This is a genomic window from Yersinia enterocolitica subsp. enterocolitica, assembly GCF_901472495.1.
Lineage (GTDB): Bacteria > Pseudomonadota > Gammaproteobacteria > Enterobacterales > Enterobacteriaceae > Yersinia > Yersinia enterocolitica.
In genome coordinates, this window is the sequence record NZ_LR590469.1 from 147,638 (window position 1) to 159,967 (window position 12,330).

Consider the following 12,330-nt stretch of genomic DNA (forward strand, 5'->3'; position numbering starts at 1 on the left):
GAATGCATCATAAGTTAGCTACCTATAACTCTATTTTAGGACAGGAGAGTCACCTTGGAACAAACGGTAAACCTTTGGCCGCTGATTGGGATCGCGGCGATTGTAATCGGATTTTTACTGCGCATAAACGCAGTCTTAGTGGTCATTAGCGCGGGTGTTATCACCGGCCTGGCGGCACTGATGCCAATGGCCACTATTTTAGAAAAACTGGGTGAAGGATTTCTGAATACCCGTAATCTGCCCTTGATTTTGTTACTGCCACTGGCGGTTATTGGCTTACTTGAACGTCATGGCTTGAAAGAGCGGGCGCAGGCGTGGATTTCACAAATTAAAAGTGCCACTTCTGGTCGTTTATTGATTGTGTATCTGTTTGTTCGTGAAGCCACGGCAGCGCTGGGTTTAACCAGTCTTGGCGGTCATGCACAGATGGTCCGGCCGCTATTGGCTCCGATGGCAGAAGGTGCTGCAAAGACGCGTTATGGTGAGTTGCCGGAGAAAGTGCGTTATCGCCTGCGCGCCATGTCAGCGGCAACCGATAACGTTGGCCTGTTCTTTGGTGAAGATATTTTTGTCGCCTTTGGTGCCATCATTTTTATGCATAACTTTATGCTGGAATCTGGTGGCATTCAGACTGAGCCGTTACACATTGCGTTGTGGGGGATTCCGACAGCCATCTGTGCCTTCCTTATCCATGCATATCGATTACAACGTTTAGATAAACACCTCGCCGCTGAGTTAACCGCGCTGAGTCAGTCTGCTTTGGCTACCAAGGGAGACGCCAAATGATTTTCCAACAACAATATCTTTATTGGTTGGCTGGTGTGGTGCTGCTGATTGTCGCGCTAATGTCATTTCGTGATAAGGCCAACCCGCGCCGTATCACCACCGGTTTATTTTGGGGGTTGTACGGGCTGATTTTCCTGGTCGGAGATTGGACATACCGCCTGGCGAATACCTTGGCGGGCGAAGGGCCAGATGAGAAACGGGTCCTGAATATCACTGTCGGCGTAGTGGTCATTATCATGGCGTTAATTGCTGGTTTCGGTGGGGTCAAACTGGGTAGTTATCACCAGCGCACCGAGCAAGAGCGCGAAGTGAGCGCCAAGCGCCTCGGTAACCGATTATTCCTGCCGGCACTGACTATTCCGGTTGTTACTGTTATCGGTGTGCTGCTGTTTAATAATATTCCAGCTCTGGATCTGTGGTTATTTGGTGCCGGTAACCATGCCACTCTGGTGACTTTATTCTCGATGACGGTCGGCTGTGTGCTCGGCTTGCTGATTGCGGTGTTCCTGACCCGCGAAACTGCCGCTCAGCCGGTGCAGGAAGCGCGTCGGTTACTGGATTCTATCGGTTGGGCATTTATCTTGCCGCAGATCCTGGCGACACTTGGCCTGTTATTTACCACTGCGGGTGTCGGGACGGCGATTGCCCATCTGACACAGGAATATCTGGCGGTAGATCATCGCTTTATTGCCGTGGCAGTCTATGCTATTGGCATGGCGGTACTCACCATGATTATGGGGAATGCGTTTGCGGCTTTCCCTATTGTCACCGCCGGTATTGGTATCCCTATTTTAGTGTTGCAGCATGGTGGTAACCCCGCAGTTATGGCCGCTATCGGCATGTTCTCTGGTTATTGCGGTACTCTAATGACCCCAATGGCTGCCAACTTTAACATTGTTCCTGCTGCATTATTGGAACTGCCAGATAAAAATGCGGTGATCAAAGCCCAGATCCCAACCGGGATCACTCTTTTGATTGTTAACGTATTTTTACTGTATTTCCTGATGTTCCTCTAGGAGAGGCGATGAAAAGTGTATTAATTACCGGGTTTGAGCCATTTGGTGGGGAGCGGGTCAATCCTTCCTGGGAAGTGGTTAAACAATTAAATGATCTCATGCTAGGTGGGGTCAAAGTGGTGGCTCGTCAATTACCTTGTGCTTTTGGCGAAGCGCTGACCGCGCTGAATGCCGCGGTAGATGAAATTCAGCCAGTGCTGGTGTTAGCCATTGGTCAGGCTGGGGGACGTGCTGATATCAGCATCGAGCGGGTTGCTATTAATGTCGATGATGCACGTATTGCGGATAATCTGGGGAATCAGCCAATCGATCAGCCGATTGTCGAAAATGGCCCAGCGGCTTATTTCACCCGTTTACCCATCAAAGCAATGGTGCAGGGCATTCGTGAAGCGGGTATCCCGGCCTCCGTATCCCAGACTGCCGGAACCTATGTTTGTAATCATGTTATGTACGGGTTATTACATCGGTTACATCAGACAAATGACGAAATTAAGGGCGGTTTCATTCATATCCCTTATTTACCTGAGCAGGCAGTCAATCATCCTGGCGCGCCCAGTATGTCAGCGCATTCGGTAGTGATAGCGTTGGAACTGGCTATTTCCATCGCCTTACAAATTGATCATGATTCGCACATTGCCGGTGGCGCAATCCACTGATTCCACTATAAAAAACGCCACCGGTTAAGGTGGCGTGAGGTTAATGACAAAGTGCCCGTAACGGTGAAAACAGGCAGATCGTAAAGACGCCGTAAACCCCTCCCTGGCGCGGACGCTTTACTCTTCTACCTGTCTTCACCTTGCAAGATTGAGTCGTCGAGGTTTGTCAGCAGTCTGACGCCACCGGTTAAGGTGGCGTTTTTCGATTAAACAGAAAAGAAAATCTGCTTATTTCTTCAACTGACTGCTGAAATCACGTTCGGCGTAACCGGTGTAAAGCTGACGCGGACGCGCGATTTTGATGCCTTCATCGTGCATTTCATTCCAGTGAGCAATCCAGCCGATAGTACGGGCAATAGCAAAGATTACGGTGAACATGGAAGACGGAATACCCAACGCTTTCAAGATGATACCTGAGTAGAAATCAACGTTTGGATACAGTTTTCTCTCGATGAAGTACGGGTCGTTCAGCGCAATATGCTCTAACTCCATCGCCACTTTCAGCAGATCATCTTCTAGTTTCAGTTCTTTCAATACTTCATGGCAGGTTTCACGCATGACAGTCGCGCGCGGGTCATGATTTTTATACACGCGGTGACCAAAGCCCATCAGGCGGAACGAGTCATTTTTATCTTTGGCGCGGCGGATAAATTCTGGAATGTGTTCAACGGTTTTAATCTCTTCCAGCATCTTCAGGCAGGCTTCGTTCGCACCGCCGTGAGCTGGCCCCCATAGAGAAGCGATCCCTGCGGCAATACACGCAAACGGGTTAGCGCCCGATGAGCCGGCAGTACGCACGGTAGAGGTTGATGCATTCTGTTCGTGGTCGGCATGCAAGATGAAAATACGATCCATCGCGCGTTCCAGTACTGGGTTAACTTCATATTCTTCGCACGGTGTAGAGAACATCATGCGCAGGAAGTTACCGGCATAGGACAGGTCGTTGCGCGGATAAACAAACGGCTGACCGATGGAGTATTTGTAGCACATTGCGGCGACTGTCGGCATTTTCGACAGCAGACGGAAGGCGGTGATTTCACGATGCCGCTCATTATTAACATCTAGCGCATCATGGTAGAAAGCAGCCAGTGCGCCTGTCACACCGCAGAGAACGGCCATAGGATGTGAGTCGCGGCGGAACCCGCGGAACAGGCTGGTTATCTGCTCGTGGATCATGGTGTGGCGTGTGACTGTTGCTTTGAAAGTTTCATACTCTTCTGCGGTTGGCGTTTCGCCGTATAGCAGGATGTAGCAAACTTCCAGATAAGTAGAATTTTTTGCTAGTTGATCAATAGGATAGCCACGATGTAGCAGTATCCCTTTATCACCATCGATAAAGGTAATTTTTGATTCGCAGGACGCGGTAGAGGTAAACCCAGGGTCAAAGGTAAAATACCCTTTGGAACCTAAGGTACTGACGTCAATCACATCAGTGCCGATGGTTGGGGATTTAACCCCCAGTTCGATCGTAGCTTCGCCTATGTTCAGCGTCGCTTTTTTGTCAGCCATTTACAGTCTCCTTAGCGCTTATTATAAAACCCTTAACAACTGAAATGTCTTAGATGCCCCTGGGGCCATCTCCTCACCAGCACTGCTCTGTTTTATTCACTATAAAAACATGATTTAGGGTACAGAGTGTCTCGCCAATGCGGTCAACAATCCGTGGGGTCGGATTGATGTCAACGTTACATAGTTGTTAACGATTTGTCGGATACTTATCGTTTATAGTTCATTGCCTACGATATCTATGGGGATATTCATTCACTACACTGTTGCATAACTTAAGCTTATGGGGAAGTGTATCCGCAGACCTTTAGTGCATCATAGGGCTTATTTCTACCCTAGTTGTAATGGAAATGTTTATTCTTTGTCAAATCAGATAATTAATTTTATATAAATTGTGTAAATCGTGATCCTAATCACTGTTCAGGGGAAATGTTACCAATCAGTTTGTGTGGGAATTGTAATAAGAATGTGAACCACCTATACTGCCGCCAGGTCTCCGGATTACCCTGAAGTAGGAGCACCCAGCGTTATACAGAACACGTCATTTAAGCATTCAGGATGTTATGTCTAAATGTGCGATGTGAAGGGTTTCGGCTCTTAACGCTGTCTGATCCACGCCCAGGCCCGGAGGAAGGAAAATAATAAGAGCTGTGTGGGCAAAACCGTGAAAAAACAAAGACCTGTCAATTTGGATCTGCAAACGATTCGATTTCCTGTTACTGCGATAGCGTCCATTTTACACCGAGTCTCTGGCGTAATGACTTTCGTTGCTGTTGGTATCCTCCTCTGGCTGTTAGGTTTGTCTGTATCCTCGCAAGAAGGGTTCATGCAAGCAGCGGCTGTCATGAATAGCTTTTTTGTTAAATTCATCTTCTGGGGAATACTCACCGCACTGGCCTATCACGTTTGCGGTGGCATCCGCCACTTGCTTATGGATTTTGGCTATGTCGAAGAGAGCTTGGCTGCGGGGACCCGCTCCGCCCAAGTCGTCATGGTGTTAACCCTGGTGCTGTCAGTTTTAGCTGGAGTCCTTGTATGGTAAGCAATGCTTCTGCGTTAGGGCGTAATGGAGTACACGACTGGCTGTTACTGCGTGCTTCTGCAATCGTCATCACTCTATATATTCTTTATATTCTGGGCTTCGTTGTTATTGTCCCAGACATCACCTACGAAATCTGGCGTGGCTTCTTTGCTTCGCACATCACAAAAGTATTTACCCTGCTGACATTGCTGTCGATTCTGGCTCATGCCTGGATTGGTCTATGGCAGGTATTAACGGACTATATCAAGCCGCTAGCGGTACGACTGGTGTTACAACTGGCCGTGGTGATTACGCTGCTGGTCTACCTCTTGTATGGAACAATTGTGGTGTGGGGTGCTTAAATGAAACTGCCGGTCAGAGAGTTTGATGCTGTTGTTGTTGGTGCGGGTGGCGCAGGTATGCGCGCGGCACTGCAAATTTCACAAATGGGGCTGTCTTGCGCCCTGATATCAAAAGTATTCCCAACCCGTTCCCATACCGTATCTGCGCAGGGTGGTATTACTGTCGCACTGGGTAATACCCATGAAGATAACTGGGAATGGCATATGTATGACACGGTAAAGGGTTCCGATTATATCGGTGACCAGGATGCCATCGAATATATGTGTAAAACTGGCCCTGAGGCTGTTCTTGAATTGGAACACATGGGGCTACCTTTCTCCCGTTTAGAAGATGGCAGCATTTATCAGCGGCCATTTGGTGGGCAGTCGCTCAACTTTGGCGGTGAGCAAGCGGCGCGTACTGCGGCTGCGGCTGACCGTACCGGGCATGCGCTGTTACACACCCTTTATCAGCAAAACCTGAAAAACCACACCACTATATTCTCTGAGTGGTATGCACTGGATTTAGTGAAGAATCAGGACGGCGCTTTTGTGGGCTGTACGGCTATCTGCATTGAAACCGGTGAAGTGGTCTATTTCAAAGCGCGGGCCACCGTGCTGGCCACCGGCGGTGCCGGTCGTATTTACCAATCAACAACCAATGCGCACATTAATACCGGTGACGGTGTTGGCATGGCCTTGCGTGCCGGTGTACCGGTGCAGGACATGGAAATGTGGCAGTTCCACCCGACGGGTATTGCCGGGGCGGGCGTGTTGGTCACCGAGGGCTGCCGTGGTGAAGGCGGTTATCTGCTGAATAAACACGGCGAGCGCTTTATGGAGCGTTATGCGCCGAACGCCAAAGATTTGGCCGGTCGTGATGTGGTTGCGCGTTCTATTATGATTGAAATCCGTGAAGGTCGTGGTTGCGATGGCCCTTGGGGTCCGCATGCCAAACTGAAATTGGATCACTTGGGTAAAGATGTGCTGGAATCCCGTCTGCCGGGTATTCTTGAGTTATCTCGCACCTTTGCACATGTTGACCCCATTAAAGAACCTATCCCGGTGATTCCAACTTGCCATTACATGATGGGCGGGATCCCAACCAAGGTGACCGGTCAGGCCATCACAGTAAATGAAAAGGGTGAAGATGTTGTCATCCCAGGTCTGTTTGCTGTGGGTGAAATTGCTTGTGTTTCCGTCCACGGTGCCAACCGTTTGGGGGGGAACTCATTGCTGGACTTGGTGGTCTTTGGTCGCGCAGCCGGTATGCATCTGCAAGAATCTTTAATGGAGCAGGGCGCTAGTCGCGATGCCAGTGATTCTGATATTGAAGCATCACTGGATCGAATGAACCGCTGGAATAACACCCGCTCAGGTGAAGATCCGGTTGAGATCCGCAAAGCATTACAATCCTGCATGCAGCATAACTTCTCGGTATTCCGCGAAGGTGATGCAATGGCTAAAGGGTTAGAAGAACTGAGAACTATCCGCGAACGTCTGCAAAATGCCCGTCTGGATGACACTTCTAGCGAGTTCAATACCCAGCGTATTGAATGTCTGGAATTGGATAACCTGATGGAAACAGCGTTTTCCACTGCCGTGTCTGCAAACTTCCGTACCGAAAGCCGTGGCGCACATAGCCGCTTCGATTTCCCGGAACGTGATGATGCCAACTGGTTGTGCCATTCGCTCTATTTGCCTGGCACTGAAAGCATGACCCGCCGTGAGGTAAACATGCAACCTAAGCTACGCGCGGCATTCCCGCCGAAAGTGCGTTCTTATTAATGCATGTGTCGTGTTGATAGGGTTAACCCTAACCCGCTGCGGAGGAAAAAGTCATGAAACTTGAGTTCTCAATTTATCGCTATAACCCGGACGTCGATAACGCGCCGCATATGCAGGATTACACGTTAGAAGCGGAAGAAGGCCGGGATATGATGTTGCTGGATGCACTTATCCAGTTAAAAGAAAAAGATCCGACGTTGTCGTTTCGCCGCTCATGCCGTGAAGGGGTTTGTGGCTCCGACGGTTTGAATATGAATGGCAAAAATGGGTTGGCTTGTATTACGCCAGTTTCAGCTTTGCAAAAAGGCAATAAAAAGATTGTGATTCGCCCGTTGCCGGGCTTACCGGTGGTGCGGGATTTAGTGGTCGATATGGGGCAGTTTTATACTCAGTACGAGAAAATTAAACCATACCTGTTGAATGATGGCAAAAATCCGCCAGCACGTGAGCATTTGCAATCGCCAGAACAACGCGAGAAATTGGATGGCCTGTATGAATGCATCCTATGTGCTTGTTGTTCCACATCTTGCCCGTCATTCTGGTGGAATCCGGATAAATTTGTGGGGCCGGCAGGGTTACTGGCTGCCTATCGCTTCCTGATAGATAGTCGTGATACGGAAACAACAGCACGTTTGGATGATCTGGACGACGCTTTTAGTGTTTTCCGCTGCCATAGCATTATGAATTGTGTCAGTGTGTGTCCTAAAGGCCTTAACCCGACCAAAGCAATCGGCCACATTAAGTCTATGTTGTTGCAGCGTAGTGCATGATAGTTACAGCGTAGCGCATGATAAGCGCTTCACAACGGATCATAGTTGCAACATAGTGGATGATGTGAGTTTATTAACCCGGGGAATGTTTCCCCCGGGTTGCTTAAAGGTAGGGAATCTCTAAAAACCGGCAAGCTGTCCGTTTTTAGAGGTTCCTTGAACGGGACCGTTAAGGTCCATAACAGAACGTGCATTGAGCACGTCGAGTGAACCGTTTTTACGGCAAACCGTTGATATTACGGTGTATATGTTAACCACGGCGAAAACTGAAGCTTCAAAGCTTAAGGGATCATGATGCAGAACGGCGCAATGAAGGCCTGGCTGGATTCCTCCTATCTGGCGGGCGCGAACCAGTCCTACATAGAGCAGCTCTATGAAGACTTTTTAACCGATCCTGGTTCCGTTGATGATAGTTGGCGTTCAATTTTTCTACAACTACCTACAACGGGTGTAAAACCTGATCAGTTCCACTCTCAAACACGCGAGTATTTCCGTCGCCTGGCGAAGGATCCCTCTCGTTATAACTCATCCATCAGCGATCCTGAAAATGATGCCAAGCAAGTTAAGGTGTTGCAGTTAATCAACGCCTTCCGCTTCCGCGGCCATCAACATGCCAATCTTGACCCACTCGGTTTGTGGAAGCAGGAGTCTGTTCCTGACCTTGACCCTGCCTATCACCATCTGACTGAAGCCGATTTCCAGAACACCTTCAATGTGGGTTCTTTTGCTATTGGCAAAGAAACCATGAAGCTGTCTGATCTATATGCAGCCCTGAAACAAACCTACTGTGGTTCGATTGGCGCTGAATATATGCACATCACCAACACCGAAGAAAAACGTTGGCTTCAGCAGCGTATTGAGTCGGTAGTTGGGAAACCCACTTTCAGCGATGAAGAGAAGCGCCGCTTCCTGAGCGAACTGACTGCCGCTGAAGGTTTGGAGCGTTATTTAGGGGCCAAATTCCCTGGTGCCAAGCGTTTCTCACTGGAGGGCGGCGATTCGCTGGTCACCATGTTGAAAGAGATGATTCGCCATGCCGGTAAAAATGGCACACGTGAAGTGGTTTTGGGTATGGCGCACCGTGGCCGCCTGAACGTATTGATAAACGTGTTGGGTAAGAAACCGGAAGATTTGTTCGATGAATTTGCTGGTAAACATAAAGAGCATTTGGGTACCGGTGACGTTAAATATCACCAAGGTTTCTCTTCTGATGTAGAAACTGAAGGCGGCCTGGTTCACCTGGCGTTAGCCTTTAACCCATCGCATCTGGAAATTGTTAGCCCGGTGGTTATCGGTTCTGTGCGAGCACGCCGTGACCGCCTGGATGAAGCGCGCAGCAATATGGTACTGCCAATCACCATTCATGGTGATGCGGCGATTGCCGGGCAGGGCGTAGTGCAAGAGACGTTGAATATGTCTCAAGCCCGTGGTTATGAAGTGGGCGGGACAGTGCGTATTGTTATCAACAACCAGATTGGTTTCACCACCTCGAACCCACTGGATGCGCGCTCTACCCAATACTGTACTGATATTGCCAAAATGGTACAGGCTCCTATTTTCCATGTGAATGCTGATGATCCTGAAGCTGTGGCGTTTGTAACCCGTCTGGCGTTGGATTTCCGTAACACCTTTAAACGTGACGTGATGATCGATCTGGTTTGCTACCGTCGCCATGGGCATAACGAAGCCGATGAGCCAAGTGCAACACAGCCAGTGATGTATCAGAAGATCAAAAAACACCCGACGCCGCGCAAGATCTATGCTGACAAGCTGACCGAGCAAAATATCGCCAGCCTGGAAGATGCCACGGAAATGGTCAACCTGTATCGCGATGCATTGGATCGCGGTGATTGTGTGGTGGAAGAGTGGCGTCCGATGAATCTGCAATCCTTCACCTGGTCACCGTATCTGAACCATGAATGGGATGAAGAATATCCAAGCAAAGTTGATATGAAACGGCTGCAAGACTTGGCGCGCCGTATCAGCCACGCACCAGATGCCATTGAAATGCAATCCCGTGTTGCCAAGATCTATGGCGATCGCGCCTTGATGGCAAGCGGCGAGAAGCCATTTGACTGGGGCGGAGCTGAGACACTGGCTTACGCCACACTGGTAGATGAAGGGATCCCCATTCGCTTGTCGGGTGAAGATGCCGGGCGCGGAACTTTCTTCCATCGTCATGCTGTGATTCATAACCAGAAAAATGGCTCTGTCTATGTGCCACTGGCGAATATTCACAGCGGGCAGGGCGATTTCCAGGTATGGGACTCGGTACTGTCGGAAGAAGCTGTTTTGGCCTTTGAATATGGTTACGCCACCGCAGAACCGCGCACTCTGACTATCTGGGAAGCGCAGTTTGGTGACTTTGCCAACGGTGCTCAAGTGGTTATCGACCAATTCATCAGCTCCGGCGAGCAGAAATGGGGCCGCATGTGTGGTCTGGTTATGCTGTTGCCGCACGGTTATGAAGGTCAAGGCCCGGAACACTCCTCCGCTCGGTTGGAGCGCTATCTGCAACTTTGTGCTGAACAAAACATGCAGGTGTGTATTCCGTCAACGCCAGCACAGGTTTACCACATGATTCGCCGTCAGGCATTACGTGGTATGCGCCGACCTCTGGTGGTGATGTCACCTAAGTCATTGTTGCGTCATCCATTAGCAGTATCGTCACTGGATGAATTGGCAAATGGCAGCTTCTTGCCCGCCATTGGTGAAATTGATGAGCTGGACCCGAAAGGCGTCAAACGTGTCGTGATGTGTTCAGGCAAAGTTTATTATGACCTGCTGGAACAGCGTCGCAAAAACGGGCAAACCGATGTCGCCATCGTGCGTATCGAGCAGCTTTATCCATTCCCACACCAAGCGGTACAAGCGGTGTTGGAACAATTTGCGCATGTTCATGATTTCGTCTGGTGTCAGGAAGAGCCGCTCAACCAGGGTGCCTGGTATTGCAGCCAACACAACTTCCGTGAAGTGATTCCATTTGGTGCTTCCTTGCGTTACGCAGGTCGCCCAGCCTCAGCTTCACCGGCAGTGGGATACATTTCCGTGCACCAGAAACAACAACAAGCTCTGGTTAATGACGCGCTGACTGTTGAATAGCGACCGGTTAACACATAAAGGATAGAGAATGAGTAGCGTAGATATTAATGTTCCTGACCTCCCTGAGTCTGTCGCCGATGGCTCGGTAGCAACCTGGCACAAAAAACCGGGTGATAGCGTCAAACGCGATGAAGTGCTGGTTGAGATTGAAACAGACAAAGTGATTCTGGAAGTTCCGGCCAGCCAAGACGGTATTTTGGATGCCATTTTGGAAGACGAAGGTGCCACTGTGACTTCGCGTCAAGTGTTGGGTCGTATTCGTCCAAGTGACAGCTCTGGCTTGCCAACCGAAGAAAAAAGCCAAAGCACCGAGTCCACCCCTGCTCAGCGCCAAACCGCCAGCCTGGAAGAAGAAAGCAACGATACGCTCAGCCCGGCGATCCGTCGTCTGATTGCAGAACACTCTCTTGATGCTTCCGCCATTAAAGGCAGTGGTGTGGGTGGTCGTATCACGCGTGAAGATATTGATAACCATTTGGCAACGCGTAAATCAGTACCCGCTGCCGTGGAAAACAAAGTTGAAGCTACCGCACCGGTTGCCGCACTTGCTGGCCGCAGCGAAAAACGTGTTCCGATGACGCGTCTACGTAAACGTGTTGCCGAGCGCCTGCTGGAAGCTAAAAACAGCACCGCAATGTTGACTACGTTTAACGAAATCAACATGAAGCCAATCATGGATCTGCGCAAGCAGTACGGTGAGGCTTTCGAGAAGCGTCACGGTGTGCGTCTGGGCTTTATGTCCTTCTATATCAAGGCCGTGGTTGAAGCGCTGAAACGCTACCCAGAAGTGAATGCTTCTATTGATGGCGAAGATGTGGTTTACCATAATTACTTTGATGTCAGCATTGCCGTTTCTACCCCACGCGGCCTGGTTACCCCTGTATTACGTGATGTAGATACTATGGGTATGGCTGATATTGAGAAGAAAATCAAAGAGCTGGCTGTAAAAGGCCGTGACGGCAAACTGAAGGTTGAAGAACTGACTGGCGGTAATTTCACTATTACCAATGGCGGCGTATTCGGCTCATTGATGTCGACCCCGATCATTAACCCACCACAAAGCGCGATCCTTGGTATGCATGCTATCAAAGACAGGCCTATGGCGGTCAATGGTCAGGTAGTGATTCTGCCAATGATGTATCTGGCACTGTCCTACGACCACCGGTTGATCGATGGCCGCGAATCCGTTGGCTATCTGGTGACGGTGAAAGAGATGCTGGAAGATCCAGCTCGCTTACTGCTGGATGTATAAAAAAGATAAATAACAAGGCCAGCCTGATTGCCAGGTGTTGATAACCTGCCTCCGCGCAATCAGGCTACCTGGTAGGCCTCGGCCCAACTCAG

Annotated in this window: 10 protein-coding genes; 9 read left to right on the forward strand and 1 reads right to left on the reverse strand. The window is 49.7% G+C overall.

Features of this window, described 5'->3' with window-relative positions:
• Positions 1–54: 54 nt before the first annotated feature.
• Genes FGL26_RS00725 through pcp form a run of 3 tightly spaced genes read left to right on the forward strand, consistent with a single transcriptional unit; the run spans position 55 to position 2,458 of the window.
• On the forward strand, positions 55–786 hold the full coding sequence (locus FGL26_RS00725) for a DUF969 domain-containing protein (protein WP_005168011.1): 732 nt from the start codon (positions 55–57) through the stop codon (positions 784–786).
• Entirely contained in the window at positions 783–1,802 is a 1,020-nt protein-coding gene (locus FGL26_RS00730) for a DUF979 domain-containing protein (protein ID WP_005168012.1), read from the forward strand. Before FGL26_RS00725 ends, FGL26_RS00730 begins: the two co-directional genes overlap by 4 nt.
• An 8-nt stretch (positions 1,803–1,810) precedes the next feature.
• Positions 1,811–2,458, forward strand: a complete 648-nt coding sequence (pcp, locus tag FGL26_RS00735; protein WP_005168013.1) for a pyroglutamyl-peptidase I — start codon at positions 1,811–1,813, stop codon at positions 2,456–2,458.
• A gap of 228 nt (positions 2,459–2,686) precedes the next feature.
• On the opposite strand, the gene FGL26_RS00740 is transcribed toward pcp, so the two are convergent.
• Positions 2,687–3,967, reverse strand: coding sequence for a citrate synthase (locus FGL26_RS00740; RefSeq protein WP_005168014.1), 1,281 nt, complete (start codon positions 3,965–3,967; stop codon positions 2,687–2,689).
• Positions 3,968–4,616: 649 nt separating this feature from the next.
• Here FGL26_RS00740 and sdhC point away from each other — a divergent pair.
• From sdhC to odhB, 6 genes are all read left to right on the forward strand, one after another.
• Complete coding sequence (sdhC, locus tag FGL26_RS00745; protein WP_005165474.1) at positions 4,617–5,006, forward strand: succinate dehydrogenase cytochrome b556 subunit; 390 nt, start codon at positions 4,617–4,619, stop codon at positions 5,004–5,006.
• A complete protein-coding gene (sdhD, locus tag FGL26_RS00750) occupies positions 5,000–5,347 on the forward strand; it encodes a succinate dehydrogenase membrane anchor subunit (protein WP_004700691.1) in 348 nt (115 codons plus the stop codon). The genes sdhC and sdhD overlap by 7 nt, the downstream gene beginning before the upstream one ends.
• Positions 5,348–7,114 carry a succinate dehydrogenase flavoprotein subunit gene (sdhA, locus tag FGL26_RS00755; RefSeq protein WP_005168015.1) on the forward strand — a complete coding sequence of 589 codons (1,767 nt, stop codon included), beginning with the start codon at positions 5,348–5,350 and terminating at the stop codon, positions 7,112–7,114.
• Positions 7,115–7,167: 53 nt separating this feature from the next.
• Positions 7,168–7,884 carry a succinate dehydrogenase iron-sulfur subunit gene (locus FGL26_RS00760; protein WP_005165479.1) on the forward strand — a complete coding sequence of 239 codons (717 nt, stop codon included), beginning with the start codon at positions 7,168–7,170 and terminating at the stop codon, positions 7,882–7,884.
• A 294-nt stretch (positions 7,885–8,178) separates the two neighbouring features.
• Complete coding sequence (gene sucA, locus FGL26_RS00765) at positions 8,179–10,986, forward strand: 2-oxoglutarate dehydrogenase E1 component (protein ID WP_005168018.1); 2,808 nt, start codon at positions 8,179–8,181, stop codon at positions 10,984–10,986.
• A gap of 28 nt (positions 10,987–11,014) precedes the next feature.
• The gene (gene odhB / locus FGL26_RS00770) at positions 11,015–12,238 is read left to right on the forward strand and encodes a 2-oxoglutarate dehydrogenase complex dihydrolipoyllysine-residue succinyltransferase (RefSeq protein WP_005168020.1); all 1,224 of its coding nucleotides are present in this window, start codon (positions 11,015–11,017) and stop codon (positions 12,236–12,238) included.
• Positions 12,239–12,330 lie beyond the last annotated feature (92 nt).